General features: G+C 71.9%; 26 protein-coding genes. 10 read left to right on the top strand and 16 right to left on the bottom strand.

Features of this window, described 5'->3' with window-relative positions; translation table 11 throughout:
* Positions 1-146: 146 nt before the first annotated feature.
* Positions 147-1,322 carry a helix-turn-helix transcriptional regulator gene (locus KBY19_RS21895; protein WP_247691266.1) on the bottom strand — a complete coding sequence of 392 codons (1,176 nt, stop codon included), beginning with the start codon at positions 1,320-1,322 and terminating at the stop codon, positions 147-149.
* A gap of 158 nt (positions 1,323-1,480) precedes the next feature.
* Here KBY19_RS21895 and KBY19_RS21890 point away from each other — a divergent pair, with 158 nt between their 5' ends.
* Positions 1,481-2,971, top strand: a complete 1,491-nt coding sequence (locus KBY19_RS21890) for an FAD/NAD(P)-binding protein (RefSeq protein WP_099882441.1) — start codon at positions 1,481-1,483, stop codon at positions 2,969-2,971.
* A 268-nt stretch (positions 2,972-3,239) separates the two neighbouring features.
* Here KBY19_RS21890 and KBY19_RS21885 read toward each other — a convergent pair whose 3' ends face one another.
* Positions 3,240-3,602 (bottom strand): helix-turn-helix domain-containing protein, encoded by a 363-nt coding sequence (locus KBY19_RS21885; RefSeq protein WP_099882439.1) that lies wholly within the window; start codon positions 3,600-3,602, stop codon positions 3,240-3,242.
* A gap of 72 nt (positions 3,603-3,674) precedes the next feature.
* On the opposite strand from KBY19_RS21885, the gene KBY19_RS21880 reads away from it, so the two are divergent.
* Both KBY19_RS21880 and KBY19_RS21875 read left to right on the top strand, forming a co-directional pair.
* The gene (locus KBY19_RS21880) at positions 3,675-4,610 is read left to right on the top strand and encodes an NAD(P)-dependent oxidoreductase (protein WP_185017471.1); all 936 of its coding nucleotides are present in this window, start codon (positions 3,675-3,677) and stop codon (positions 4,608-4,610) included.
* A gap of 116 nt (positions 4,611-4,726) precedes the next feature.
* Positions 4,727-5,875: a MerR family transcriptional regulator gene (locus KBY19_RS21875; RefSeq protein WP_210957602.1), complete on the top strand. Its 1,149-nt coding sequence runs from the start codon at positions 4,727-4,729 to the stop codon at positions 5,873-5,875.
* Positions 5,876-5,950: 75 nt separating this feature from the next.
* Here KBY19_RS21875 and KBY19_RS21870 read toward each other — a convergent pair whose 3' ends face one another.
* Complete coding sequence (locus tag KBY19_RS21870; protein ID WP_210966508.1) at positions 5,951-6,865, bottom strand: LysR family transcriptional regulator; 915 nt, start codon at positions 6,863-6,865, stop codon at positions 5,951-5,953.
* Between the two features lie 70 nt (positions 6,866-6,935).
* Between KBY19_RS21870 and KBY19_RS21865 the strand changes: the two genes are divergently transcribed.
* A complete protein-coding gene (locus tag KBY19_RS21865) occupies positions 6,936-7,559 on the top strand; it encodes a short chain dehydrogenase (RefSeq protein WP_099882431.1) in 624 nt (207 codons plus the stop codon).
* A 90-nt stretch (positions 7,560-7,649) separates the two neighbouring features.
* Here KBY19_RS21865 and KBY19_RS21860 read toward each other — a convergent pair whose 3' ends face one another.
* Positions 7,650-8,447, bottom strand: coding sequence for a TetR/AcrR family transcriptional regulator (locus KBY19_RS21860; protein ID WP_247691265.1), 798 nt, complete (start codon positions 8,445-8,447; stop codon positions 7,650-7,652).
* 296 nt (positions 8,448-8,743) lie between these two features.
* Here KBY19_RS21860 and abc-f point away from each other — a divergent pair, with 296 nt between their 5' ends.
* The 3 genes from abc-f to KBY19_RS21845 all read left to right on the top strand — a co-directional run bounded on the left by abc-f (position 8,744) and on the right by KBY19_RS21845 (position 12,234).
* Positions 8,744-10,393, top strand: coding sequence for a ribosomal protection-like ABC-F family protein (gene abc-f / locus KBY19_RS21855; protein WP_210966507.1), 1,650 nt, complete (start codon positions 8,744-8,746; stop codon positions 10,391-10,393).
* Positions 10,394-10,521: 128 nt separating this feature from the next.
* A complete protein-coding gene (locus tag KBY19_RS21850) occupies positions 10,522-11,400 on the top strand; it encodes a virginiamycin B lyase (protein ID WP_210966523.1) in 879 nt (292 codons plus the stop codon).
* A 75-nt stretch (positions 11,401-11,475) separates the two neighbouring features.
* Positions 11,476-12,234, top strand: coding sequence for a methyltransferase domain-containing protein (locus KBY19_RS21845; protein WP_210966506.1), 759 nt, complete (start codon positions 11,476-11,478; stop codon positions 12,232-12,234).
* An 82-nt stretch (positions 12,235-12,316) separates the two neighbouring features.
* Here KBY19_RS21845 and KBY19_RS21840 read toward each other — a convergent pair whose 3' ends face one another.
* The 4 genes from KBY19_RS21840 to KBY19_RS21825 all read right to left on the bottom strand — a co-directional run bounded on the left by KBY19_RS21840 (position 12,317) and on the right by KBY19_RS21825 (position 15,853).
* Positions 12,317-12,736, bottom strand: coding sequence for an ankyrin repeat domain-containing protein (locus tag KBY19_RS21840; RefSeq protein WP_099882425.1), 420 nt, complete (start codon positions 12,734-12,736; stop codon positions 12,317-12,319).
* A 54-nt stretch (positions 12,737-12,790) separates the two neighbouring features.
* Positions 12,791-13,528, bottom strand: a complete 738-nt coding sequence (locus KBY19_RS21835) for an HAD family hydrolase (protein WP_210966505.1) — start codon at positions 13,526-13,528, stop codon at positions 12,791-12,793.
* Between the two features lie 240 nt (positions 13,529-13,768).
* On the bottom strand, positions 13,769-14,884 hold the full coding sequence (locus KBY19_RS21830) for an aminoglycoside phosphotransferase family protein (protein ID WP_210966504.1): 1,116 nt from the start codon (positions 14,882-14,884) through the stop codon (positions 13,769-13,771).
* 102 nt (positions 14,885-14,986) lie between these two features.
* Positions 14,987-15,853: a FadR/GntR family transcriptional regulator gene (locus KBY19_RS21825; protein ID WP_099882419.1), complete on the bottom strand. Its 867-nt coding sequence runs from the start codon at positions 15,851-15,853 to the stop codon at positions 14,987-14,989.
* A gap of 265 nt (positions 15,854-16,118) precedes the next feature.
* Between KBY19_RS21825 and KBY19_RS21820 the strand changes: the two genes are divergently transcribed.
* The gene (locus KBY19_RS21820; RefSeq protein WP_210966503.1) at positions 16,119-16,301 is read left to right on the top strand and encodes a hypothetical protein; all 183 of its coding nucleotides are present in this window, start codon (positions 16,119-16,121) and stop codon (positions 16,299-16,301) included.
* A 247-nt stretch (positions 16,302-16,548) separates the two neighbouring features.
* Positions 16,549-17,172: a dihydrofolate reductase family protein gene (locus KBY19_RS21815; protein ID WP_210957606.1), complete on the top strand. Its 624-nt coding sequence runs from the start codon at positions 16,549-16,551 to the stop codon at positions 17,170-17,172.
* 43 nt (positions 17,173-17,215) lie between these two features.
* Here KBY19_RS21815 and KBY19_RS21810 read toward each other — a convergent pair whose 3' ends face one another.
* The 3 genes from KBY19_RS21810 to KBY19_RS21800 form a co-directional block, all read right to left on the bottom strand.
* On the bottom strand, positions 17,216-18,490 hold the full coding sequence (locus KBY19_RS21810) for a GNAT family N-acetyltransferase (RefSeq protein ID WP_185017457.1): 1,275 nt from the start codon (positions 18,488-18,490) through the stop codon (positions 17,216-17,218).
* A gap of 67 nt (positions 18,491-18,557) precedes the next feature.
* Complete coding sequence (locus KBY19_RS21805; RefSeq protein WP_099882411.1) at positions 18,558-19,508, bottom strand: asparaginase; 951 nt, start codon at positions 19,506-19,508, stop codon at positions 18,558-18,560.
* A 150-nt stretch (positions 19,509-19,658) separates the two neighbouring features.
* On the bottom strand, positions 19,659-20,210 hold the full coding sequence (locus KBY19_RS21800) for an ABC transporter substrate-binding protein (RefSeq protein WP_180289676.1): 552 nt from the start codon (positions 20,208-20,210) through the stop codon (positions 19,659-19,661).
* Positions 20,211-20,361: 151 nt separating this feature from the next.
* Here KBY19_RS21800 and dtd point away from each other — a divergent pair, with 151 nt between their 5' ends.
* Positions 20,362-20,787, top strand: coding sequence for a D-aminoacyl-tRNA deacylase (gene dtd / locus KBY19_RS21795; RefSeq protein ID WP_099882407.1), 426 nt, complete (start codon positions 20,362-20,364; stop codon positions 20,785-20,787).
* A 30-nt stretch (positions 20,788-20,817) separates the two neighbouring features.
* Here the strand turns inward: dtd and KBY19_RS21790 are convergent, their stop codons facing one another.
* From KBY19_RS21790 to KBY19_RS21770, 5 genes are all read right to left on the bottom strand, one after another.
* Entirely contained in the window at positions 20,818-21,831 is a 1,014-nt protein-coding gene (locus KBY19_RS21790) for a folate-binding protein YgfZ (RefSeq protein ID WP_210966502.1), read from the bottom strand.
* 19 nt (positions 21,832-21,850) lie between these two features.
* On the bottom strand, positions 21,851-22,330 hold the full coding sequence (locus KBY19_RS21785) for a Fur family transcriptional regulator (RefSeq protein WP_210966501.1): 480 nt from the start codon (positions 22,328-22,330) through the stop codon (positions 21,851-21,853).
* Positions 22,331-22,407: 77 nt separating this feature from the next.
* Entirely contained in the window at positions 22,408-23,193 is a 786-nt protein-coding gene (locus KBY19_RS21780) for an LAETG motif-containing sortase-dependent surface protein (protein ID WP_099882401.1), read from the bottom strand.
* Positions 23,194-23,655: 462 nt separating this feature from the next.
* Positions 23,656-24,246, bottom strand: a complete 591-nt coding sequence (locus KBY19_RS21775) for an FABP family protein (protein ID WP_099882399.1) — start codon at positions 24,244-24,246, stop codon at positions 23,656-23,658.
* A 224-nt stretch (positions 24,247-24,470) separates the two neighbouring features.
* Complete coding sequence (locus KBY19_RS21770; RefSeq protein ID WP_099882395.1) at positions 24,471-24,839, bottom strand: DsrE family protein; 369 nt, start codon at positions 24,837-24,839, stop codon at positions 24,471-24,473.
* Between the last annotated feature and the right edge of the window lie 37 nt (positions 24,840-24,876).

Here is a 24,876-nt window from a genome sequence, read left to right as displayed (position 1 = left end):
GCCCTATCCGCACGAACGTCACACCTGCAGGGTCTTTGTCGCGCGTTCCGCACCCGCCCAGAGGGCTGGCCAGGCATTATGGAAAGTTTGGCCAACTAACGTGCTCCGGCACAGACACTCGACGCTGGAAGTCACAGCCTTTCGGATCAATCCGCCGGGGACGACTGCGGTGCGAGGGGCGCAGGAGTCGGATCCTGGATTCGGGCATGGGCGGCGGGCTCGCCGGGGCGGTGGACCGCGGTCGGTTCCGGCAGCGCGGGCCAGTAGTGCTCGGTGAACAGGCGGGCGACCAACTCGCCCCGACTGGAGACGCGAGCCTTGGCGAAGACGGTCTTGATGTGGTCGCGGATTGTGTGCGGGGAGAGGAAGAGCGTGGTGGCTATCTCCGCGGTGGTCGTTCCGCGCGCGACGAGCTGGGTGATCTGGAGCTCCCGGGAGGTCAGACCATACGCATCGGCGACCAGGACCGCGAGGTCGGCGGGTGTCGCCGGCTCGATGACGAGGGCCACCGGACCGGGCAGACCACCGGGGCCGGTGAGGCAGGAGGCGTGGCAGCTCAGCCAGCGGCCTTCGGTGGTCCGGATGCGTACCCGGGCGTTGCCGTGGTCCCAGCCATCGGCTATGGCCCGTGCCTGCAAAGCCGTGCCGATCACCCAGATGGGCAGTTCCACCCCCAACGCCGAGGCGTAGGAAGGCCCCGGCGGCAGCAGTGCGAGGTGGTGTCGCGCCTCGTCGTTGATCGACGTGGCTTCGCCGTAGGCGTCGAAGAGGATCAGACCGGGCGCGGGCGAACCGGTGCGCGGAGCGGACTCGGGCGGTCGGGCGAACCCGCGCAGCCGCTCGGCCAGCGGGCGGGACAGGTCGGCAAGGAGCGCGACCTCGTCCGGCTGGAAGGCGTCGGTGGTGCGGAACAGACTCACCAGGCCCCAGGGCCGGTTGCCGATCCGCAGTACGGCGCGCAGTTCGTCGTGTACGCCCTGGCTGAGCAGCAGGCGCCGGAAGCGGGCGCTGCGGGCGGGCAGATCGTCGGTGGCCGCGCGCAGCCCGGCCGCCGGTACCGATGCGCGGGCCAACTGCCGGAACGGTACGACGTTCTCCTCCAGGAGCTCACTCTCCCAGTACGTGGCACAGCCCTCACCGGCGCTGAGGTTCTCCACCAGCATCGGCGCCGTGATCAGGCCGGTCTCCGGGTCGGCGGCCGTCCACACGGCCGACTGGTACGGCACAAGGCGGCGCAGCCGGGCCGAGGCCCGGCTGAACAGCTCCGATGCGTCGGCGGCCTGTTCGGCGGCCGACAGCACCGGCCGGCGTGGATCGGTCATGTGCATCCCTCCGCTGGTCAGCCTCCCAAGGCTGCTGCACAGCACCAACCCCCCATCTGAGGGGGTCGTTCCCGGCCGATGGCCCGTCGGCGCGGGATGGGGTTCTCCGACGGCGTCGGCGAAGGTCGCCGACAACACGACCGACGGAGAGGGAGATCATGAACATCGGCATAGGCATCGACGCAGACGCAGACGCAGACGCAGACGCAGGCACGGACAGCGACATCGCAATCGTCGGAGGCGGTGCGGCAGCGGTCGGGCTCCTCGACGCGCTGGCCGCCAGGCAGGACGGGACCTTGGCCGGGAGCGGCACGCTGACCGTCTTCGAACCGTCGCCCCAACTGTGGCGGGGGCGGCCCTACGGCCCTGACCTGGATTCGGTCCTGGTGAACGCGCCACCGGCCATGATGTCGATCCGCAACGGCGACTTCGGCCACTATGCGGCTTGGCTGGGCGAACGAGGCACTGACCACATCGACGTGCTCCTGGGGCAGCCGTTGGTCCCGCGTGCGCTCTACGGCGAGTATCTGGCGCACACCGCCGAGAAGGCCATCGCCACCTTGGGCGAGCAGGGGTGGTCTGTGCGCGTGGTGGCCGCCCGCGTGACCGGGATCGTCCGCCGCGGAGCCCGTCTCGTACTGCGAACACATGACGCACACGAGTACGGGGCCACTCAGGTGGCGCTGTGCACGGGCGGCGGAGCACCTCCGGATCTGTACGGACTCACCGGCAACCCGGGCTTCACAGCCGACCCTTATCCGCTGGCCGACACACTCGCCTCAGTTCCGGCCGGGGACGATGTAGCGGTCATCGGCAGTGGTCTGACCGCCGTGGACGTGGCCGTTTCACTCGCCGCGCGCGGCCATCGAGGGCGGATCACGCTCCTGTCGCGCAGCGGAGTGCTGCCGCGCGTCTGGCAGCGTCCGGTCGACCGGCGACCGCAGCATCTGACCGTCGAACGGGTGTCGGCACTGTGCGAGGCACGAGGGAAGGTCACGCTCGACGACCTCGTCGGGCTGCTGCGCACTGAGCTGGCGGACGCCGGGGAGGATTTCGACGCGCTCATGGCCGAGCTCCTCCACACCGAGGCCATCAGCCCGGTTCAGCGGCTGCGGCGGCAGATCGCCGCTGTCGACGATCCCTGCGTCGGCCGGCGTGTGGTCCAGGAGACGGCGCATACCGTCGGCCCTTATGTGTGGCGGCTGCTGCCCGAATCCGACCGGGTGTGGCTCAGGCGTCACCTGCGCACCGCCACCAGCGTGGCCTCGCCCATGATTCCGGCGAACGCCGCCACCTTGCTGAGGCTCCTGGAGGCCGGTCAACTCACCGTCGCTGGTGGGGTTCGAGCGATCGAACCGGTGAACGGAGGGTTCCGCGTGCGGGACAAGGACGGCGCCCACACCGCGGGCACCGTGGTCAACGCCGTGAATCCGCAGCCTCAGGCCATTTCGGCCGCCGCCGAGGAACTGGTCCGGTCCCTGGCGGACTCCGGCCTGGCCACCCTCCACCCGTCCGGCGGGCTGAACCTGGCCGACCAGCACCTGCACATCGTCGGCGATCTGACCGGTGGCGCGTCGTTCATCACCTCGAGCATCGCCGGCCTGGCTGCCCAGGCGTCCCGTACCGCACAGGCCCTCCGGGCACCGTGACACCCAGGCGCCCACCACGGCCCGGTCCGGCCGCCCCCGCAGGGCCAGGGGCGAGGCTCTCACCCCCTGATGAGTGAGACGCACACAGTGCCACCGTCCCACCGCTTCGAGGGGGCAGGGAGCGGGGGCAGCCACCTTTTTGTGGGTACTTGGCAGCGCCGGACGGCCGGGCGACTCTGGTGGTGGCCGGTCGGACGACGGCCGGCCCGCAGGGAGCACGGAGTCGAGGAGGTGGCGGGTGCGGTGGACGCGAAGGTGGAACGGGGCCTCAGGAGACCGGTGTCGGCGGCGCCACGGCCCCGGCGAGCATCTCCAGGCGGCGGTGGCCCCAGTCCGACAGCGGCGCGAGCGCCTCGGCCAGGTCGCGGCCGAACGGGGTCAGGGAGTACTCGGTCTTCAGCGGTAGCACGTCGTACACCTCGCGGTGCACGAGGCCGTCCGTCTCCATCTCGCGGAGCGCCTGAGTAAGCACCTTCTCGGTGAGGCCCGGCAGATTTCTGCGGAGCTCACCGGGGCGGCGCGGGCCCGACTCCAGTTGCCAGAGCAGAGCGGTCTTCCACTTGCCGTCGATCACGGAGATGGCGGCGGTCACCCCGCACACGTTCGGATCCTGGGCACGGCTGCGCGTCATGGTCGTCCCCTTTGTCGGCCTTTGTGGGCCTTGCGTTGTTGTTGTTCATCCTATTCGTACGGGAGTTGCAGCATGTCTTCCTCCAACGAACAAACCACCGGCCGACCGTCTTCCGCCCACCGGCCGTCCGCAGCGGGCGAGTCCGCCGTGACGGTGCTGGGGCTCGGGCCGATGGGGCAGGCACTGGCCGGCGCGTTCCTGGACGCGGGGATACGGACCACCGTCTGGAACCGGACCCCGGGCAAGGACCGGGAGCTGGTCGAACGGGGCGCGACGAGTGCCGCGACCGCCGAGGAGGCGGTCGCCGCCGGTGAGTTGACCGTCGTCTGCGTGGTCAACTACGACGCGGCGGACGCCGTCCTGCGGCGCGACGCCGTCACCGAGGCGCTCAAGGGCCGTACGGTCGTGAACCTGAGCGCCGACACCCCGGCCCGCGCCCGGGACACCGCCGACTGGGCCGCCCGGCACGGCATCCACTACCTGGACGGCGCGATCATGACGCCGACCCCCACGATCGGCACCCCCGACGCAGTCTTCCTGCACAGCGGCCCGCTGGAGCCCTACGAGCAGCACCTGCCGGTGCTGCGGGCGCTCGGCGGCACCCACACCCACCTCGGTACGGAGATCTCGCGCGCGGCCGCCTACGACGTCGCACTGCTCGACATCTTCTGGACCGCGTCGGCGGGTTACGCGCACGCCCTCGCGGTGGCCCGCGCGGAGGGCATCAGCGGGCGGGAGCTGGCGCCGTTCGCCAAGGGCATCGCCGAGATCCTCCCGCCGCTCTTCGAGGAATGGGCCGACGACGTGGACGGCGGCACCTTCTCGGGGGAGTCCAACCCGCTCACCTCGGGGGCCTCTTCCATGGCGCACATCGTGCACGCCTCCGAGGAGCACGGCATCGACGCGGGGGTGATGCGTGCTGCCGAGGGCTGGGCCCGCCGCACGATCGGGTTGGGGCACGGCACGGACGGGGCCAGCCGGATCACGGAGGTGCTGGGACGTCACTGACCGGCGGGTGACCATCGGACGGGCCGCGCCGACGACGACCGGTTGACCTTCACCTCGGGGGAAGCCGCAGCATCGGCGGGGCCGGGCGCGGAGCCCGGTGAGGAGGGAGGACGGGTATGGACATGGACCCCGGCCCGCTGACCATCGGAGCCTTCGCCAAGGCGTCGCGGCTCTCGCCCAAGGCGCTGCGGCTGTACGACGAGCTCGGCCTGCTGGCCCCGGCCCGCGTCGACCCGGTGAGCGGCTACCGCTACTACGCGCCCGAACAGCTGGAGCGCGCCCGGCTGGTGGCCTGGTTGCGCCGCCTGGGCATGCCGCTTGCCCGCATCAGGCGCGTATGCGACCTGGCGGCGGCAGCGGACGCGGCAGCCGCCGCCGAAGTGCGGGCGTACTGGGCGGAGACCGAGGCGGAGGTCGCGGCGCGCCGGGACCTGGCCACCCTCCTCGTCGACCATCTGTCACGGAAGGAACCTGCAGCCATGCCCTCCACCTTGGAAAGCACCCCCGACGCTCCCTTGACCATCCGCTACGCGGCCCTGTCCGACACCGGACGGATACGGGAGAGCAACCAGGACACGGTGTACGCGGGCGCGCGACTGCTGGCCGTCGCCGACGGGTTCGGCAGCGGGGGAGAGGAGGCGAGCGCGGCTGCTGTCGCGGCGCTCCGCCGACTGGAGACGACGGACCTCCCGGCCGGTGACCTCCTCAACGCGTTGGAGGACGCCGTCGAGGAGGCGGGCCGGGAGGCGGGGCGCGCCGTGCGCGGTGTCGCGGCGGAGGACGCCGGCACCACCCTCACGGCACTGTTGTGGAACGGCTCCCGGCTCGCCCTCGTCCACATCGGTGACACCCGCGCCCATCTGCTGAGGGACGGTGAACTCTGTCAACTCACCGAGGACCACACGCTGGCGCGAAAACTGCTCGACGAGGGGCGGTTGACCCCCGAGGAGGCCGCCTCCTGCCCGCAGCCCGCGCTGCTGGCCCGCGCGTTGACGGGGAGCGGTGCGGGCGGTGCGGGTGAGGTGGACGGCAGCACCGTCGACACCAAGCTCCGCGAAGCGCGCGTCGGCGACCGGTATCTGCTGTGCTCGGACGGCCTGTCCGCGGTCGTGTCCACGGCGGACATCCGGGAGACCGCCGCCACGGTCGCCGACCCGGCGCAGGCGGTGCGCGCGCTGGTCGAGTCGGCCAACCGGGCGGGCGGACCCGACAACGTGAGCTGTGTGGTCGCCGACGTGGTGCAGGCCGACGGCGCCGCGGGGTGACCGCTCCGCCGGGACGCCGCAGCCGTTGGGGCAACGTCAGGGCATACCGTCAGGGCACAGCCTCAGGGCACACCGTCAGGGCGACATCGCGGCAGCCCGAGCACTGCCGCCGACCGCGCTCTCCGTAAGGGGCGGTCGGCGCCGCAGCAGTCGGGCGGCGTGGTCGCGGAGGGCCTTGGTGGCCGGGTGGGTCGGGGTGTGCGGCCACACCAGCTGGACGGTGACCGGGTCCGCGTCGGCGAGTGGGAGATAGCGGACGCCGGGGTGCGGATAGCTGTGGCGCGTGCTCTCCGCGGTCACGCCGACGGAGTCCCCGGTGGCGATGGCGGTGAGCCACTCGTCCACGTTGGCCACCTCGAACGTGTGCGGTCGCGCCTCCTCGGGCCACAGCTCGGCGCTGGTGGTGGCGGCGGTCGCGCAGATCGCGACCGGGCGCGGCGCCAGGTCGGCCAGCCGCACCGTGGCGCGCTCGGCGAGCGGATCGCCTTCCGGTACGGCCGCCATCCGGGACTCCTCGTACAGAGCGAGCGCTTCCAGCCCCGAACCGGGCGCGGGGCGCTTCCGCAGGAAGGCCGCGTCGAGTCCACCCCGCCGCAGCTCCGCCTCGGGGTCGTCGCACCGGCGCACACCCAGCGGGGTGTCCGGATGCTCCGCACGCCAGGAGTGCAGCAGCGGCACGGTGTGGCGGCCGAGCGACCCCCAGGGGAAGCCGATCCGCAGCGGTCGTGGCCCCGTCGCAACCTCCGCGAGCGCGTCGTCGAACTCCCGTAGCACCCGGTGCGCACGCTCCCAGAGCCGTCGGCCCGCCTCGGTCAGCTCCAGTCGCCGGGTGGTCCGCTCGACGAGCCGGGTGCTCAGTCGTGTCTCCAGCTGGTCGAGGGTGCGGGAGAGCGCCGGCTGGCTGATGTGCAGGACATGGGCCGCGCCCGTGATGGTGCCCTCGTCACCGATGGCGGCCAGTGCGCGCAGATGCCGCAGCTCCACATTCATAACCACTGAGCATAGGTCCTGCACAATCGGCATTTCCCCGCACAGTGGACGGGGCCCTAGCGTCCTGGGCATGAACATTCTTCTCATAGGCGCCACAGGCACGCTGGGCACCGCGGTGCGCTCCGCACTGGCCGAACGAGGCCACCAACTGTTCAGCGTCGGCCGCACCGGCGGCGACCTGCGCTACGACATCGCCGACCCCGAGCAGGTGACGGCCCTGTACGAGGCGGCGGACGCGGCGGCGCGCGCGGCGGGCGGACCGCTGGACGCCGTGGTCAGCACAGCCGGTGACGTGCCGTACAAGCCGGTGGCCCGGATGACGGCCGCCGACTACACCGCCGCCTTCCACGGCAAGGTCCTCAGCCAGCTCGAACTCGTACGGCAGGGCGTGCCGCGCGTGGCCGAACGCGGTTCGTTCACGCTGATCAGCGGCGTGCTGACCCGCGAACCCATCCCGTCCGGCAGCGCCGCCTCCATGGCCAACGGCGCCGTGGAAGCCTTCGTACGGGCCGCGGCCATCGAGATCGCGCCGCAGCGCGTCAACGCCGTCAGCCCCACGCTCTTCACCGAGAGCGTCCCGGACTACGGCGACTTCTTCCCCGGCGTCCGGCCGGTGGACCTCGCGGACGTCGCCCAGGCGTACGTCCGCTCGGTGGAGGGCGGCCACACGGGACGGATCTACGAGCCGGCCTGAGCGGCGGGGCCGCTTGGCCACGGGGCGGTGGGGTGGGGGGGCCAGGGGGCGGCGCGGGGCTAGACCACTGAAGACAACGGACTCAATCATCTAGGGGGTGGCGGGGGCGCTGCTGAACGCGCCGGCCCGCGCGGCGAGCGCCGCCGTGCGGGCGGCCTCGGCGGGCAGCCCCGGATCCGGTTCGGAGTGCAGCAGCACCCGCTGGTGGTAGAGGGGAGCCGTTGCACTCACCACCAGCCTCCGCGCGTCGACGGGCGGGCTCAGTTCGCCGCGCTCCACCGCCCGGCCCACGACCGCCTCGCAGCGCGCGTACCGCTCCTCCCAGAACCGTCTCAGCGCTCGCGCCGCCTCCTCCGAGCGGAACGAGGCGGCGATCAGGGCCAGTGCGACGGACGGCTCCTCCGTCAGCGCCTCCTGCACCTCTTCGTTCAGCGCCCGCAGGTCACCCTCCAGGGAGCCGGTGTCGGCCGGGCGCCAGCCGTCGTCGCCTGCCGCGTCGAGGACGTCGGCGAGCAGCCCGCCCACATCCCGCCAGCGGCGGTAGACCGTCGCGCGGTGCACACCCGAGCGGGCGGCGACGGCGTCGACGGTCAGGCCGTCGAACCCGTGCTCCACCAGCAGCGGACCGACGGCCCCCAGCACCTGTTCGCGGACGCGCGCCGTCCGCCCGCCGGGTCGCCGGGCACCGGGCGCCGGAGACCCAGCGACCGCGGGCCCGCCGCCGCTGCCGTTCTCGCCGCTGCCGTTCTCGCCGTGGCCGTTCTCACCGCTGCTGTTCTCGCCGTCGTTGCCGCTGCCGTACGCGTTGCCGAAGCCGTGTGCGCTGCCGCCGTCGGCCTCGGGTCCGCTCCGGCTCCCGGTCTCTTCCCCGGACCTTCCCGCAGTCATTCCGCGCTCATCTCCGCTTCTCGTCCGGCCCCGCTTCGGCCTGTTCCCGCCCGCTCCGCCCCTGCTTCGACCTCGCTCCCCGACCCCGCTCGCGATATCCCCTTGCCGTGGCGGCCTCGCCGTGCCACTATCTTAACGCGACAGGCGTCGCTGTAAAGCTCGCCGGTCGGTACGAGGTCGCATTCGTCGCGCATGCCGCGACGCGGAAGAGGAGTTGCCGATGCTCAACCAGAGCGTTCACCCGGTCCCGCGGTCCCCCCTGGCCGCCTCAGCCTCGATCGCTTTGGAGAGCACATATGCCTACCCAGATCACGGCCTCGGCCGTCACGAAGTCGTACGAAGGCCGGACCGTTCTTGACGGAGTGAGCTGCGCGCTCCCGGCGGGGGAGCGCGCCGGGATCGTGGGGGAGAACGGCTCCGGCAAGACGACGCTGCTCCGCTTGTTCGCGGGGCGCGAGAAGCCGGACGGCGGTGAGATCGTCCTGCACGCCGAGGGCGGTGTCGGGTATCTCCCGCAGGAAGAAGTGCTGCCCGGGGAGTTGACGGTGCAGCAGGTCATCGACGGCGCGATGAGCGAGTTGCGCGCCATGGAACGGCGGCTGCGCACACTGGAAGCGGCGATGGCCGACGGGGACGAGTCGGCTCTCAAGGAGTACGGGGAGCTGCTGACCGTCTTCGAGGTGCGCGGCGGCTATGAGGCCGAGGCCCGTGTCGAACGCGCCCTGCACGGACTCGGGCTGGGGTTGCTGCCCCGTGCCCGCACCGTGGGCGGCCTCTCCGGCGGTGAGCGGGTGCGGCTCCGGCTGGCCGCGCTGCTGGCAGCGAGCCCCGAGGTGCTGCTGCTGGACGAGCCCACCAACCACTTGGACGATGCCGCGCTGCGCTGGCTGGAAGAGCATCTGCGGGCGCGCCGAGGCACCACGGTCGCGGTCTCGCACGACCGCACCTTCCTCGAACGTGTCGCGACGACGCTGCTGGAAGTGGACGCCGACCGCCGCCAGGTCGTCCGCTACGGCAACGGATACGCGGGCTATCTGGCCGAGAAGGCAGCAGCGCGCCGCCGTTGGGCCGAGGCGCACGAGCGCTGGCGGGACGAGACGGAACGGCTGCGTGAGACCGCGGCCACCACGGCCCGCCGGGTGGCACCCGGCAGGGCGATGAAGGACGGCAACAAGATGGCCTACGACCGGGCCGCCGGTCGTGTCCAGCAGTCCCTGGCCAGTCGGGTCCGCAACGCGGAGGAGCGGCTGCGCCGAATGCTGGCGGACCCGGTGCCACCGCCGCCGGCGCCGCTGCGCTTCGCCGCCCCGGCCCTGCGTGGCGCCGGGCTGCGCGGCACGGTGCTGGACGCCGAGGGGGTGGGCGTCCGGGGCAGGTTGGCCCGGACGGGGCTGACCGTCTCCGCCGGTGAGCGACTGCTCGTGACGGGACCGAACGGCGCGGGCAAGAGCACGCTGCTGAGCGTCCTGGCCGGAGAGCTGGCGCCCGACACCGGCCGGATCTCCCGCAGAGGGCGCATCGGCCATCTCCCCCAGGAGCCGGAGAGCGCCGGCGACGGCGGGGCGACGCTGCTGGAAGCCTATGCGCACGGGCGCCCGGGGTCACCGGAGGAGCACGCCCAACGTCTGCTGTCCCTGGGACTGTTCGACGCGGAACGGCTGTCCGTGCCGGTGGCCCGGCTCTCCACCGGCCAGCGGCAGCGCCTGGCCCTGGCCCGGCTGGTGACCGAGCCGGTCGATGTGCTGTTGCTGGACGAGCCGACCAACCACCTCTCGCCCGCGCTGGTCGAGGAGTTGGAAGCGGCACTGGACGCCTACGACGGCGCTTTGGTCGTCGTCAGCCACGACCGCCGGTTGCGGCAGCGCTGGCGAGGCGCGCATCTCGCCCTGGAAGAACAGAGCGCGCCGCTCCCCGAGGGGACGGCCGAGGAGAGGAGCCGTTTGTGAGCCCGAGCCCGGACCGACCGAGCCCCGCCTCGTCCGCCACATCCGTTCCGTCCGCCGCCTCCGGTCCACCCGCCCCCGCCGTCGAGCCCGACGCGGCGGAGGTCGCGGAGGCCGCGGAGGCGGTGACGATGACGACCACGGCCGCCTTCGGCTCCGAAGCAGGCCCCTACGACGTCGTCACCGGCCCCGACGGGGCGTTGTGGGTGACGCTGGTGGCAGCGGGCGCCATCGCCCGTGTCACCCCGGAGGGCCGGACGACGACATACGCGCTCGACGCCGCCGACTGCGGCCCGACGGTACTCACGCCGGGCCCGGACGGTGCCCTGTGGTTCACCCGCACCAGGGACCACCGCATCGGCCGGATCACGGTGGACGGGCAGACCGAGTCGTTCGCCCTGCCGACGCCGGAATGCGGTCCGTTCGGTATCGCGGCGGGCGCGGACGGTGCCCTCTGGTTCACGGAGACGAGCGCGCACCGCATCGGCCGTATCACCACCGAAGGTGAGGTGACCGAGTTTCCGCTGCCGGTCGACGGATGCTTTCCCTCCGCCATGGTGGCGGGACCGGACGGCGCGCTGTGGTGCACGCTGAACCAGGCGGACGCGATCGGCCGCATCGCGCTCGACGGCGGCGTCACCCTGTATGAGCTGCCCACCCGGGATGCCGCACCGGTGGGGATGGCCGCCGGCGCCCAAGAGCTGTGGTTCGTGGAGATCGGTGCCGGCCAGCTCGGCCGGATCACCACGGACGGCCGTATCGATGAATTCCCGTTGCCCGACCGCGGATCCAGACCGCACGCGGTGACCGTCGGCCCGGACGGCACCTGCTGGGTCACCGAGTGGGCGGCGAACCGGGTGGCCGCCCGCGCCCCGTCCGGCCGGATCGTGGAGCATCCGCTGCCCGCTCCCGGTGCGGAGCCGCACGGCCTCGCCGTCGGCCCGGACGGTGCCGTCTATGTCGCTCTGGAGCTCGGGGAGGTGGTGCGGGTGGGTGAGGGGACGCGCTGACGGTACGGCGACGCTCCGACCGGTTCGGCGGTAAACCGGTTGGCCCGGCCGGTGCGGGCCCAAGAGGATGGAGGGATGGCGCGTTCATTCGATGAGCTGGTGGCGGAGGCCGCTGCGGCGTCCGTGGACGGCTGGGGCTTCTCCTGGCTGGAGGGGCGGGCGACCGAGGAGCGGCCCTCCTGGGGGTACCAGCGGCGGATGAGCGCCCGGCTGGCCACCGCCTCCGCCGCGCTCGACGTCCAGACCGGCGGCGGCGAGGTGCTCGCGGAGGCGGACAGACTGCCGCCCGTGATGGCCGCGACCGAGTCGTGGCCCCCGAACGCGGCCAAGGCGACCGCGCTGCTGCGGCCGCGCGGGGTGGTCGTCGTCGCGGACACGGGAGAACCGCCGCTGCCGTTCGCCGACAGCGCGTTCGACCTGGTGGTGAGCCGTCATCCGGTACGGCCCTGGTGGTCCGAGATCGCCCGGGTGCTGGAGCCGGGCGGCAGCTATCTGGCCCAGCATGTGGGTCCGGCGTCGGTGTTCGAGCTGGTGGAGTTCTTCCTCGGCCCCCAGCCCGAGGGGCGCAAGCACCGGCGGCCCGAGGACGAGCAGGCGGCGGCCGAGGCAGCCGGGCTGGAGGTGGTGGACCTGCGCTCCGAGCGGCTCCGCATGGAGTTCTTCGACATCGGAGCGGTCGTCTATTTTCTGCGCAAGGTGGTGTGGATGGTTCCGGACTTCACGGTGGAGGGCTACCGCGACCGCCTGCGCGAGCTGCACGACCGGATCGAGGCCGAGGGCCCGTTCGTCGCCCACTCGGCGCGCTCCCTCATCGCGGCGCGCAAAGCCGCCTGACCCCCGCCCTCCCCCGACCTTCGGGCCCGCAGCCGGCCCGCCCCGCCTGCCCCGCACGTTCTGGCCGGGGGCTTGGGCGGGGCTACTGCTCGCCGAAGAGGTCGAGCAGTTCCCGCTTCTCGAACATGCGGGCGGTCTCCACGGCGGACGGCGTACCGGCGTGCGGGTCGGCGCCTGCCTCGACGAGGACCCGTACGACCTCTTCCTCGCCCTTGAAGACGGCACCGGCGAGCGGGGACTGGCCCCGGTCGTTGGTGCGGTCGGGGTCGGCGCCCTGGGCGACGAGGGCGCGGACGGTCTCCGGGTGGCCGTGGTAGGCGGCCAGCATGATGAGGGTGTCGCCCTTGTCGTTGCTCAGGTTCGCCGGGACGCCCGCCTTGACGTAGGCGGCGACGGTGTCGGTGTCGCCGTGCCGGGCCAGGTCGAAGACCTTCTGCGCCAGTTCGAGGACCTCGGGGTCGTGTGCGGGTTCGTCGCTCTCGGGGGTGGGTGCGTCACTCATGGGGCCAGCGTACGGAGGGAAGGGGGCCGAGGTCGGCTTTGGCCCGTGCCCCGTTCACACATGGGCCAGTGGGTCGACGGTGAGCAACACCTCGCGCAGCGACGGCACCACCCATTCGGCACCGGCGCCGTGCAGCTCCCGCCCTTTGCGTTCGTTGCGGGCGTAGCCCACGAAGCCGACTCCTGCGGCATGTGCCGCTGCGACATCACGCGCGGAGTCCCCGATCATCACCGTCTTCGCGGCGTCGGCGCCCGTCGACTCCAGGGCGCGCAGCACACAGTCCGGGTCGGGCTTGAGGCGGGGGCCGGCCGAGTCGCAGACGCGGCCGCACACCCGGCTGGGGGCACCTGAAGGTCGCCGGTCGGCGGAGAAGGCCTCCAGCAGTGAGCGCTTGGCGAGGTAACGTTTCACCGCGTCGGCGCAGTTGTCCGTGGCGACGGCCACCGTGCGTCCTGTGGCGCGCAGGGTCCGTACGAGCGTGTCGGCGTATCCGGTGGGGAAGGCCATTTCGGCCGCGGCGACCTCCTCCAGCGACAGGGAGTGCTCCATCCGCAGGGCGCTCTCCTGCGGCAGCGGGGCGGCGCCTTCGAAGGCGGCGGTCAGCAGTCGCAGCGGGTCGGTGGTCTCGGGCCATGTCCGGGGGGTGCCGTCGGGGGCGGTGGCGTAGGCCTCGCGCAGCCGGTCGGCCACCGAGGCGGCGGTGCGCCGGGCGAAGAGGTGGCACAGCGGGCCGTCGAAGTCGAATATCACGCACTGCGCCGAGCTGATTTCCCGCTCCACTGCCGCCACCATCCTCTGTACCCCCGTGTGTCCCCGTTCATGGGCCGTTGGGCCGGAGCCGGTGTCGGCGCTCTTGCCCCGCGGCCGGGCAGGCAGTGATTGTCGCAGGCTCCCCCGCCCCTGGGCAGTGGTTCCGGTCCGCAGTCGGCGCCCCTCCGCCGGACGGGGGCGCCCGGCGGTCGTCCGACCGACGCGGAGCGGTCGTCCGTCGGACGCCCAGCGGTTGCCGGCGGGGCGCCTGGCGGTTGCTGCCTAGCGGTTGCCCGGCGCCGTGCAGAAGTCGGCGTACGCCGACTCGACGGCGCCCGCGCTCGGCACGTCGGACAACTGCAGCGGTTCGGCGGCCCGTACGAGTACGTCGTGCACCAGCTTGGCCGCCTGTGCCAGTTCGCCTGCGAAGTCGGGGGAGCCGACGGCGGCGCTGACCGCGACGGCTTGCCGGACCACGTCGGTGAAGACGGACTGGGCCCGCTTGTAGTCGAGGTAGCGCGGCAGGTCCTGCGCCAGCCCGGCGTCGGCTCCGGGCAGCAGCGGGGTGACGGTCCGCCGCCATTCCTCGACGACGTCGGCCTGCTGGCGGGCCGGGTAGTCCATCAGGTGGAGATGGGTGGCCAGGTCGTAGAGCGGGTCGCCGTAGGAGGCGAGTTCCCAGTCGATGGTCCACAGGGTGCCGGCCGGGTCGACGATGAAGTTGGCCCGGTGCAGGTCCCCGTGCAGCAGGCAGCCGGGCCGGTCGGTCAGCCGCGCGGCCTCGGCGGCCGTCCGGGAGCGGGGGCCCAGCGCGTCGTGCGGGACACCGAGCCGTGCGAAGAGCGGGCCGAAGCGGGGGAGGTGTGCGCGGTGGGCGCGCTCGCGGGTGAAGGCGAGCAGTCCGCGCAGAAAGAGTGAACTGTCGCTGTGCCCGGCCCCCGGCTGGTCGGCCGCGCTGCCCTCGTCGGCCAGGACGCCCTCGTCGGGCCGCAGCCGGCAGGCGCGTACGTCGCCGGGGCGTAGTCGGCACAGTGAGGCGAACCGTTCCATGATCTGCCGCAGGTGGGCGGGGGCGACGGGGTGACCGCGGGGGGAGAGGGCCGCGAGGGTGCTGCCCTCGATGAATCCGTGGAAGACCGTGCCGGTGGAGCGGACCCGGTGGACCGGGGGTACGCGCGGTACGCCGAGCCGGGCGAGCTCCAGCAGCAGTTCGTCCTCGGAGGCGAAGTACCGCCGGTCGAACCAGAGCGCCCCCTCCCGGGGTTCGCCGATCTTGACCCGTCCCAGCCGGGTGAGCTCGCCCTGGGGGCGGACCACGTACCACTCGCGGTGGTAGCCCGCCAGCGGTCCGTCCACGGCGCCGATCGTCGCGGCCTGTCGCAGGGCGGGGGAGGTCATCGGCGCTGTCCTCGGGGGCGGTCGGGCTCGGCCACGGAGATCACCGGGGTGCGGGCACTGTACCGGGCCGTTCTCCCCGACCTCTCGCGGCTCCCTCGCCGGTCACCCGAAGGGAACGGCGATGGTGGTCCACAGGGAGTCGAAGAACTGCTGCGACTCCTCCACGAAGCTGCTTTCCTGCTCGTCCCGTGCCTGGGGCCCTCGGGTGGAGCGGAAGAGTTTGGCGGTCAGTCCGAGGACGTCGTAGAGGGCCAGTTGCTCGCCCTCGAAGGCGGCTTCCTCGTTCTTGACGACCTGGTAGTAGCCGATGAGGGCCTCGTCGCCGTTGAGCAGATAGAGCTTGTGGGTGGGGGTGAGGGGCACGGTGCGGACGGTCAGCGTCACCTCGGTGCCGAACTGGGCGAGGGAGTTCAGGGAGTTGCTGAGGGCGTTGACGTAGGTGGTCTGTATCCGGTGCAGCCGCTCGCGGGGCTTGGGGTTCTCCGGGTCGTCAATCAGCCGCGGCAGGGCCAGCCGGGCCTCCAGGCTGGGGATGAGGACGCGTGCGGTGACCGAGCGGGGGGTGAGTTGGTGGTCCATGACCTGTCGGACGGGCCAGGCGAGAGCGTTGTTGAGGGTCTCGGTGGTGAGGGAGAAGGCGTCGACGGTGACGTCCTCGGCCTGAAATGCCTCATGGAGACGGTCGGCCAGTTCCACCCCGGCGCTGCGCGGGGCGTCCGGGTGGTGCGTGGGCTCGGCCACGGTCGGTGAGGCGCCGCGGCCCACGTTCTCCAGCAGCCCCTCCTGGGTGAGGGCGGCCAGGGCCTCGCGTACGGCGCTGCGGCCTACGGAGAACTCGGCTTCCAACTCCCGTTGGGTGGGGAGGCGGGCGCCGGGCCGGAGCTTGCCGGTCCGGATGCGCTCACGGAGCGTGTCAGCGACCACTTCGCGCGGACGGCGGCCGCTTACGGAGGTCGGCTTCCTGGTCACGGATTGACCATACAACTTCAGGTCACCGGGCGTTAGTTGTCCGCCAGATGTTTCCAGATGGCGGACAAGTGGGAATGTAGTAAGCGAGTTGGTCGCCAACTTTCCTATCTGGCGGACAACCTCGCAGAGAAGTCACAGCCGGCTCGACTCAGCACCACCCATCCTCTTGGTCGGCCCTGAGCCATCCGCCCGTCCGATGACGCATGGGCGAACTCCGCACTCCCAGCACAGCCGTTCCTCTCGTGCCTGAGAAGGAGGGACCGCCATGCCGTTCTTCGCACTCGCCGTAGCCATCGCCGTCGTCGCCTTCGAACAGCTCGTCCAGGTGCGCTACGGGGCCCTGGGCCTCGTGGGCTTCCTGCTGCTGAGCATAGGTCTCAAGGCCCGGCACACCGGTTGCAGCACCGCGGGAGCCCTGGTGCTCGCCACCCTGCTGCTCCACCCCTGACCGCCCGGACCGGTGTCCGACCCGCGGCCGCTGTCATGCCGCCTTCCCCTCCCATCAACCCACGCCACGGGGAAGGCGGCTTGACGGCGACTTCGGGGCCGGCCCCGCGGCGGCACATCCGTGGGAAGGGCCCGATGCCCGCCCGGACGATGTCCGGTGCGGCGGGGACCGATGATTTTCTGCGGACTGCGTGGTCTTCACCCCGACGGGGCGGCACGCGTCCCGGACTGAGGAGAGGCGGCGCACGGTGAAGTTGATTCTGCAGGAATTCCTGTCGCTGGACGGCGTGGCGCAGGGCCCCGGGTCCCCGGACGAGGACATCAGCGACGGGTTCACACGGGGAGGCTGGCTCGTGCCCCACTTGGACGAGGAGTTCATGCGGATCACGACGAGCTGGCTCGGCGAGGCGGACGCGTTCTTGTTCGGTCGTCGCACCTACACCAACTTCGCGCGTGACTGGCCGACCATGGACGATCCGGGCGACCCGGCCGCCGCCAAGCTCAACGGCTTGCCCAAGTACGTGGCCTCGCAGAGCCTGACGGGGGTCGACTGGGAGCCGACCACGATCCTGACCGGCGATGTGCTGTCCCAGGTCGCCGAGCTCAAGCGGCAACCCGGAAGGGAGCTGCAGATTCACGGCAGTGCCCGTCTGGGTGCGTCGCTGCTGGCCGCCGGGCTGATCGACGAGTTGCGGCTGATGGTGGCGCCAGTGGTCGTGGGCGGGGGGCGTCGGCTGTTCCCCGACAGCGGCGTGCCGGCCGGACTGCGGCTGCTGAGCAACGAGACGACGCCGAGCGGTGTCGCAGCCCAGGTGTACGAGTGGACCGGAGTGCCTCGGTACGGGAGATACGAGGCCGGCGCGCACTCCTGAGAAGGAGGCAGGGGAAGGCGCCTGTTTCCGCTGCCCCGCACGGTCAGAACACGTCCGGGCACCACGGCCGTCGTGCCGTACGGAACATCAGCTCCGCCCGCTCCAGCGCGCCGCTCCGGTGCTCGGTCAGCCGGCCCAGCGTCGCCAGCCGGACGGCCGACTCGTCGCCCAGGAAGAGAGCGCCCAGCTCGGAGACGTCCAGCGACAGCTCCGGGTCCTCCCGGGTGGCCGCACACCGTGCCCCGCCGCGCGGACCGGCCGCCGCCTCCAGCTTGAAGCGCCCACCCGCGTAACCGTCCTTGTCGCGCACCTCCAGCACCAGCGTGCCCTCGGCCGGGTAGGTACGGGCAGTCAGCATGCGCGGCACGTCCAACGGGCGTATCCACAGCCAGTCGGCGTGGGTGACCGTGCGCGCCGCACGCGGGTCCGGCAGCAGCAGCGGCAGCACGTCGTCCGGGGCGCGCAGGCCCGTGCGTACCCGCTGTACCCAGTCCATCGCCAGCACGAACCGCCACAGCGCCGCCTCACCGGCGGCCGTGGTGGCGAACAGGTCCTGCACCGTCACGGTCTGCTCGGGCTGCTTGGCCCGCCACACGTCGTCGGAGGTGTAGGTCACACCGCCCTGCGGCTGACCGTCGGCGTCGCGGTAGACGGCGTGGAAGGGGGAGCCGAAGCCGTCGCCGGGGAAGCGCAGGGCGCCGGTGGTCACCTGCCACCACTTCTCGTCGCGGTCGATGGCGCCCTGCCGCTGCGGCCCGGTACGGAACCGCTCATGGACGGCGGGCAGCAGCGCGCGGAAGCCGTCGGCGTCCACCAGCTCCACGCTGCCGTCGTCCCCCAGATCGGCCGGGCCCGCGTAGCGCCGGTCCAGTCCCGTACGGGCGACCTGGACCTCCCACTCGGTTGTCCAGGCCGCCGGGCCGAAGCCGTACCGCCCGTAGATGGGGTACTCGGCCGCGATCAGGCTGGCGAAGGCGTCGCCCCGCTCCTTGGCCGCGTCCAGCGCGTTCGCCATCATTCCGGTCAGCAGCCCGCGCCGCCGGTGGGTGGGGGAGACGGTGACGTTGGTGACCGCGCACGCGGGCAGTTGCGCTCCCCCGGGGACGGTCATCGACTGCGGCGTCGTACGGAAGGTGCCCACGCACCGCCCGGCGTCGTAGGCGCCCTGCGTACGGTCGAGGGCCATGCCCCGCCTGCGGACCGCCACTTCCGCGTCGTCGACGCTCGGGGAGCGGAAGAAGCCGGTGGAGACGGCACGCAGCCACTCCGGGAGCTCGTCGGGGCCGGTCAGGGTACGGATCTCGACGGGGTTCGGCATCCGCTCACGCTAGGCGGGCGCGGCCCCGCCCCGCACCCGTATTTCCGCCGCCCCCGGAACCCCGCCCTCAGAACGCCGCGCGGACCTCGCCGACCTGCACGCCGCCGCCCAGGATCGGAGCCGTCGCGAGCCGCTGCAGAACGGGCGCGCTGACCCCCATGTGGCGGGAGAGCGCCCGCGCCAGCACCGGGCCCAGGGCGCGTGCCGCCCCGTCCTCCACCTTGAGGGCGAGCGCGCTGCCGTCCGGCAGCGCGAATCCCTGCACGGCCTCGGCTCCCATTTTGCTGACGGCACCGGGAAGTTCCCGCATCAGCCAGGTGTCGTGCCGCCGGGTGCCGCCCACGTACTCGGGGTGGGCGCGCATCGCCTCGGCCACCCGGCCCTCCGGCGTCCCGGCGGAGGCCAGCGCCAGCGCGCGGAAGCCGCGGGCCAGTCCGGTCAGCGAGACGGCCATCAGCGGTGCGCCGCAGCCGTCCACACCGATGTGTGCCACCGGGTCGCCGGTGGCCTCCTCCAGCGTCTCGCGGACCAGCTTCTGCAGCGGGTGGTCGGGGTCCAGATAGCTGTCCACCGGCCAGCCGTTGGCCTGGCAGGCGGCGAGCATCGCGGCGTGCTTGCCCGAGCAGTCCATGGCCAGCGGGGTCCGGGTGGAGCCGGCCGCCAGGAACGCCTCGGCCTCCTTCTCGTCCAGCGGGAGGGAGGCGGGGCACCGCAGATGGGACTCGGTCAGCCCGTGCTCGGCGAGCATCGTGCGGACCAGGTCGAGCTGGAAGCCCTCCCCGGAGTGGCTCGCCGCGGCCAGCGCCAGCCGCTCGCCGGACAGCTCCAGACCGGAGCGCAGCACGGCGGACGCCTGGAAGGGCTTGTTGGCGGAGCGTGGGAAGACCGGCGCCTCGGGGTCACCCAGCGCGCAGGTGACGCTTCCGTCGGCCGCCAGCACCACCAGCGAGCCCCTGTGCTGCCCCTCGGTGAAGCCGGACCTGACGACCTCGGCGAGCACGGGGAGTATCTCGGGCATCTCGGGACCTTCCGGTGGTGAACGCTGTACGCGGTGTGCGGGGCAGACGAATGTGACCCTTCACCGTAACCGGACCCGCCGCGCCGCAGAACGGACACCCCTGTCTCCCGGCCCCGGGCCCTGTCTCCCGGTCGGCCCTCCCGGCCCCGGTCACGGCAGCAGGTCGTCCACCTGTGCCTCTCCCTCCCGGTACCGTCGGGCGATCTCCGTGCTGCACGCGTCGGCGGTGTGCTGCAACGACTGGCGGCGGCGCGAGACCTGCTGCTCGTAGCGGATCAGCCGGGCCATCGCGTCGTGCAGCTCGCTGTCCGTACGGGCCTCCAGGTCGCTCAGCTCCACCTCGGACAGCATCTCCTCGGCCAGGGTGCGGTACTCCTCGCTGCGGGGTGCGGCGAGTGTCACATGCCGGGCCGAGGAACGGTGGCTGGGCGGGCTGTCGGCGAGGATCTGCGGCAGCAGATCCAGCAGCGGAGAGCCCGCCGAACTGCGCCGGGCCAGTTCGGCGCGGAGGATGTCGATGCGCCCCTGGAGCAGTCTGCGCACATAGCTGAGATCCGCCTCGTCCTGCTGTGCCGAACGTCGCAGGGCCCGCAGTTCTCGCAGGCACAGCGTGTGCAGGTCCGGCTGCTCCGGCTCACGCAGCGCCTCAAGGGCCCCGGACTGTCGCGGCGTCCGGGACCGGCCCGCTCCGGTTGTGCTCATGGGCTTGTGTCCCCTCATCCCCATTGCGCGGTACCTGCTGAACGCACCGCGTGTGCGCATCGTGCCACTCTGTGCCGCTTGCTCGCACTGTTCCTCACCCCCGTTCGGCCGCCGTACGCCCCGCCGAACGGCGGCACGGCATCATGGCGGCATGCGAGCAGTGGTGCAGAGAGTGGACGGCGCGAGCGTCACCGTGGACGGCGAGACCGTTGGTCGGATAGTCGGCGAAGGCCTGTGCGTGCTGGTCGGAGTCACGCACGACGACACGAAGGAGAAGGCGGCACAGCTCGCGCGGAAGCTGTGGTCGGTGCGGATCCTGCACGAGGAGAAGTCGTGCTCGGACATCGGGGCGCCGCTGCTGGTGATCAGCCAGTTCACTCTCTACGGTGACGCGCGGAAGGGGAGGCGGCCGACCTGGAACGGCGCGGCGCCCGGCGATGTCGCCGAACCCCTGGTGGACGAGGTGGTCGCCCAACTGCGTGCGCTGGGCGCCACCGTCGCCACGGGTGTCTTCGGTGCCGCCATGCAGGTGTCGTTGACGAACGACGGCCCCTTCACGGTGCTGCTGGAGGTGTGAGACGGCTCCCCGGGGGTTCCCAGGGGGTTCCTAGGGAGCGACGACCACTTCCTGTGCCGCCGCGGTGGCATCCGGGCCGACGATCAGCTGTGCGTCCGGATCGACGTTCCGCTTCACCAGTGCCAGCGCGATCGGCCCCAACTCGTGGTGCCGTGCCGTGGTGGTGACGAACCCGATCTGCCGGCCCTCCAGGCCCTCGGCGGCGAGCCGTACCTCGTCGCCGTGCACCGGCACCCGCACCTCGCTCCCGTCGAGGTGCAGGAAGACCAGCCGCCGCGGCGGTTTCCCCAGGTTGTGGACGCGGGCCACCGTCTCCTGCCCGCGGTAGCAGCCCTTCTCCAGGTGCACGGCGGAGCCGATCCAGCCCACCTCGTGGGGGATGGTCCGGTGGTCGGTCTCCATGCCCAGCCGCGGTCGCCGCGCCTCCACGCGCAGCGCCTCGTAGGCGAGGACGCCGACGGCCGGCCCGTGCGAGGCGGCGAAGTCGGTCAGCTGGTCGCGCGGCAGGAACAGATCACGCCCGTAGGAGGTCTCCCGTACGGCCAGGGCGCTGTCCGGCACATCGGCGATGGAACCCGCGGGCAGATGCACGACGGCGACGTCCGGCGTCCGGTCGGCGATCTCGACGCGGTAGAAGAACCGCATGCTCTCCAGATAGGTGATCAGCTCGCCCTGTTTGCCGGGTTCGGTGTGCATCCACACCGTCGTCCCGTCGTCCACGAGCTGGAGCGCCTGCTCGATGTGTCCGTTCGCGGACAGGATCAGCGCCTCCGTGGCCTGCCCGGCCGGAAGCTGCTCCACGTGCTGGGTCAGCAGCAGGTGCAGCCAGGAGAGCCGGTCCGCACCGGAGACGGTGACCACGCCGCGGTGCGAGAGGTCCACGAAGCCGGTGCCGTCGGCCAGGGCGCGCTGTTCCTTGAACAGATCGCCGTAGTGGGCGGCGACACCCTCGTCGGGGGCTTCGGCCGCTACCGCGCCGGGCAGGGTCAGCAGCGGGCTGGGGGCGGGAGCGGCGGCGCTGTTGCTCGAACTGCTGGAGGACATACGCCCAGCCTACGACGGGCTACGAGGCGTCCCCGGCCGCGTCGGCGGACTTGTCGCGACCGCCGTCTTCGGAGTCGGCGGCCTTGCCGACGCACTTCGCGCACTGTCCGAAGATCGCGAAGTGCTTCATGTCCGTCTCGAAGCCGAAACGCTCCCGCAGGGTCGCGGTGAACGGCTCGGCGACGGACAGGTCGGCCTCGATCACCTCGGTGCAGTCCCGGCAGACCAGGTGCATGTGATGGTGCCGGTCGGCCAGATGGTAGGTGGGCGCGCCGTGCCCGAGATGCGCGTGGGAGACCAGTCCCAGCTCCTCCAGGAGCTCCAGCGTGCGGTAGACCGTCGAGATGTTGACGCTGCCGGCCGTACGGCGGACCTCGGCGAGGATGTCGTCGGGCGTGGAGTGCTCCAGTTTGTCCACGGCCTCCAGCACGAGCTGGCGCTGCGGAGTCAGCCGGTATCCGCGCGCCCGAAGGTCGCTCTGCCAGTCGGTGGTAGCCACGAGGTCCAGTGTAGAAGCGGCGCGGGGGGGGGGGGCCCCGTGGCACCCGGACCCGCGCTGTCGGAAGGAGAGAAGGGTCAGTTCTGGCCGGCCTTCTTCCGCTTGGCGGCGAAGACGGCCAGACCGCCGATCACGACGAGTGCGCCCGCGCCACCGACGAGCAGCGGCGTGTTGGAGCTGCTGCCGGTCTCGGCGAGGTCGCCCTTGCCGCTGTCGCCCTCGTCGGAACCGCCCGCGGGCGCCGGGGTGTTGGCGTCGGAGGCGTCGTCACCGGGCTTGTCCGACGGCTTCTCGGTGGGCTTGTCCGAGGGCTTCTCGGTCGGCTTCTCGGTCGGCTCGTCCGAGGGCTTCTCCGTCGGCTTGTCGGTCGGCTTCTCGGTGGGCTTGGGCTTGGTGGCGTCCACGCTGTAGGTCTGGGTGACGCTGTTGTTGCTGGTGTCCGGGTCGGGCTTGTCGCCCTTGATCTGGGCGCGCAGCGTCTGCTTCTTGCCCGAGAGGGTGGCCGGAAGGTCCATGTTCTCCAGCGCGTCACCGTCGGCGGCCAGGTCGGCCACGATGACGACCTTCTTGGCGTTCCAGGACGTGACCGTGCCCTTGTCCACCTTCGGCTTGCCGGTGAACGTGACGTTCTTGACGGCGGTCACCGTGACGGTGGCCTTGGCGGCCTCGGGGCCGTGGTTGCCGAAGTTGCCCCCGATGCCGTCGCCCATCACCTTGCCGGTGTTCTTGTCGTAGAGGATCCCGGACGTCAGGCCGACGTTCATCTCGGCACCGCTGTCGTACGCGAACGCGCCTGCCGCGGTGGCCAGCTGAGTGGTGGCCAGGCCGCCGAGCAGCGCGACGGTCGCGGCGGCGGAGGTCATGCGAGAACGATTCACAGAAGAGCCTTTTCCCCGTTATGGCAGCCGAGCGCGGGGCGAGGGGGCGCAGAACGCGCGACAGGGACTCGCCGGCGCTCCTGCCGGTGAATGGATTAACGCCATTCTTATCACTCAGGGGTACGCATTAATATGCCAACTCTGTGTGATGACACCTGTCCGATGCGTGAGGAAGCTGCCCTGACCTGCGGCTACCCCGGGTCGAGGGCGCCGGGAGCGGGTTCCCGGACTCTGCCCGGGAAACGGGCTATTTCACAGCTTTCACAATCGTGACACCGCTGAGACGCCCGGCCCCGGGCCTTGTTTCCCTGCGGGGCGGGACCGCCGACACAAGGCGGGCCGCCGCCGGCGCAAGGGGCGGACCGCCGCCGGCGCAAGGGGCGGACCGCCGCCGGCGGAATGGGGCCCGCCGGTGAAAGGGCGGGACCCTCGCAGGGGGTGGGTTCGTCAGCGGAAGAAGGCGATGCCGTCGTCGGGCAGATCCACGACGTCCTTGGCCCATTCCTTCGGGTCGACGACCTTCTTCAGATGCGCCGACATGTAGGGCCGCAGCGGCGCCTGGGGCGTGGCCTTCTCGCCCACCCACATCAGATCGCCGTTGACATAGCCGTACAGCCGCTTGCCGCCGCTGTACTCGCCCGCGACGGCGGTCCGGGCCACCGCGTCGGTCGCCAGATCGATCTGCGGCTTCTTCTCGGCCAGCTCGCCGTACCAGACCTCCGCGATGCCCTGGTCGCGGATCATCACGACCTCGACCTTGCGGTCCTTGTCGACACGCCAGTACCCGGTCTCGGTCTCCAGCGGGCGGACCTTCCTGCCCTCCGAGTCCAGCTCCCAGGAGTGCGAGACGTACTCCAGGAAGTCACGGCCGTCGTGGGTGAAGGTGACCTCCTGCCCGAAGTTGCACTTGCGCTCCTCCTCGCCCTGCTGTCCGTCCTGCGGAGCGTCGAGGGCGGCCACACCGGCACCGGTCCAGTTGCCGAGGAGGAAGGCGAGGGGGACGAGGTCCGGGTGGAGGTCGGACGGAATCTCGATCATGGAGCTGGTCGATCCCTAAGTGTGGCGGGCGAGCGGTCAGCGCTAGCGCTGGCCCTGGTAGAGCTTCTTGAAGGCCAGCCCGGCGAAGGCCACGGTACCGATGCAGACCAGGACCATCAGGGCGGTGAAGAATGCCTCAAGCACGGGGTGGCTCTCCTTGCGCGATGTTCGATGACGGGGCCGAGTCTAATCGCCGTGCCCGGCGGGGGCCTCCCGAGGGGCGCTCAGTAGACGAGGGCCTGCACGCCCTCGGGCATGATCTCGCTCACGAAGAGCTGGGCGCCCGCGATGCGGACGCCCTCGATGACGTCCTTCTCCTCGATGCCCCTGCGGGCGGCGCACTGGGTGCACAGCGTGATACGGCCACCGCTCGCCCGGACCGCCGCCATGAGGTCGGGCAGGGGCGCGGCGTGCGGCAGCTCGAACTCGGCGGCGCGGCCGGGGAGGGCGAACCAGGCGGATTCGCCGGTCAGCCACAGGCTCACCTCTGTGCCGCTGGCGGAGGCCACGGAGGCGACCGTGAACGCTTGCGAGCATCGTTCGGGGGCGTCCGCCCCCGCGGTGACCTTGATGACGAGCTTCCGGTTTGCCATACCGCCAGCATATGAGTGCGAGGGCCGCCGCCAATGC

The organism is Streptomyces sp. B15, from assembly GCF_018070605.1.
GTDB classification, from domain to species: domain Bacteria; phylum Actinomycetota; class Actinomycetes; order Streptomycetales; family Streptomycetaceae; genus Streptomyces; species Streptomyces smyrnaeus.
Note: the sequence above shows the minus strand (reverse complement) of the source record. Positions and strands in the feature narration are given on the sequence as shown.

What these genes read in the sequence shown, in the direction of transcription:
- KBY19_RS21895 (WP_247691266.1), bottom strand. Translation starts at nt 1,322, where the DNA reads ATGACCGATCCACGCCGGCCGGTGCTGTCGGCCGCCGAACAGGCCGCC.
- KBY19_RS21890 (WP_099882441.1), top strand. Translation starts at nt 1,481, where the DNA reads ATGAACATCGGCATAGGCATCGACGCAGACGCAGACGCAGACGCAGAC.
- KBY19_RS21885 (WP_099882439.1), bottom strand. Translation starts at nt 3,602, where the DNA reads ATGACGCGCAGCCGTGCCCAGGATCCGAACGTGTGCGGGGTGACCGCC.
- KBY19_RS21880 (WP_185017471.1), top strand. Translation starts at nt 3,675, where the DNA reads ATGTCTTCCTCCAACGAACAAACCACCGGCCGACCGTCTTCCGCCCAC.
- KBY19_RS21875 (WP_210957602.1), top strand. Translation starts at nt 4,727, where the DNA reads ATGGACATGGACCCCGGCCCGCTGACCATCGGAGCCTTCGCCAAGGCG.
- KBY19_RS21870 (WP_210966508.1), bottom strand. Translation starts at nt 6,865, where the DNA reads ATGAATGTGGAGCTGCGGCATCTGCGCGCACTGGCCGCCATCGGTGAC.
- KBY19_RS21865 (WP_099882431.1), top strand. Translation starts at nt 6,936, where the DNA reads ATGAACATTCTTCTCATAGGCGCCACAGGCACGCTGGGCACCGCGGTG.
- KBY19_RS21860 (WP_247691265.1), bottom strand. Translation starts at nt 8,447, where the DNA reads ATGACTGCGGGAAGGTCCGGGGAAGAGACCGGGAGCCGGAGCGGACCC.
- abc-f (WP_210966507.1), top strand. Translation starts at nt 8,744, where the DNA reads ATGCCTACCCAGATCACGGCCTCGGCCGTCACGAAGTCGTACGAAGGC.
- KBY19_RS21850 (WP_210966523.1), top strand. Translation starts at nt 10,522, where the DNA reads ATGACGACCACGGCCGCCTTCGGCTCCGAAGCAGGCCCCTACGACGTC.
- KBY19_RS21845 (WP_210966506.1), top strand. Translation starts at nt 11,476, where the DNA reads ATGGCGCGTTCATTCGATGAGCTGGTGGCGGAGGCCGCTGCGGCGTCC.
- KBY19_RS21840 (WP_099882425.1), bottom strand. Translation starts at nt 12,736, where the DNA reads ATGAGTGACGCACCCACCCCCGAGAGCGACGAACCCGCACACGACCCC.
- KBY19_RS21835 (WP_210966505.1), bottom strand. Translation starts at nt 13,528, where the DNA reads ATGGTGGCGGCAGTGGAGCGGGAAATCAGCTCGGCGCAGTGCGTGATA.
- KBY19_RS21830 (WP_210966504.1), bottom strand. Translation starts at nt 14,884, where the DNA reads ATGACCTCCCCCGCCCTGCGACAGGCCGCGACGATCGGCGCCGTGGAC.
- KBY19_RS21820 (WP_210966503.1), top strand. Translation starts at nt 16,119, where the DNA reads ATGCCGTTCTTCGCACTCGCCGTAGCCATCGCCGTCGTCGCCTTCGAA.
- KBY19_RS21810 (WP_185017457.1), bottom strand. Translation starts at nt 18,490, where the DNA reads ATGCCGAACCCCGTCGAGATCCGTACCCTGACCGGCCCCGACGAGCTC.
- KBY19_RS21805 (WP_099882411.1), bottom strand. Translation starts at nt 19,508, where the DNA reads ATGCCCGAGATACTCCCCGTGCTCGCCGAGGTCGTCAGGTCCGGCTTC.
- KBY19_RS21800 (WP_180289676.1), bottom strand. Translation starts at nt 20,210, where the DNA reads ATGAGCACAACCGGAGCGGGCCGGTCCCGGACGCCGCGACAGTCCGGG.
- dtd (WP_099882407.1), top strand. Translation starts at nt 20,362, where the DNA reads ATGCGAGCAGTGGTGCAGAGAGTGGACGGCGCGAGCGTCACCGTGGAC.
- KBY19_RS21790 (WP_210966502.1), bottom strand. Translation starts at nt 21,831, where the DNA reads ATGTCCTCCAGCAGTTCGAGCAACAGCGCCGCCGCTCCCGCCCCCAGC.
- KBY19_RS21780 (WP_099882401.1), bottom strand. Translation starts at nt 23,193, where the DNA reads ATGACCTCCGCCGCCGCGACCGTCGCGCTGCTCGGCGGCCTGGCCACC.
- KBY19_RS21775 (WP_099882399.1), bottom strand. Translation starts at nt 24,246, where the DNA reads ATGATCGAGATTCCGTCCGACCTCCACCCGGACCTCGTCCCCCTCGCC.
- KBY19_RS21770 (WP_099882395.1), bottom strand. Translation starts at nt 24,839, where the DNA reads ATGGCAAACCGGAAGCTCGTCATCAAGGTCACCGCGGGGGCGGACGCC.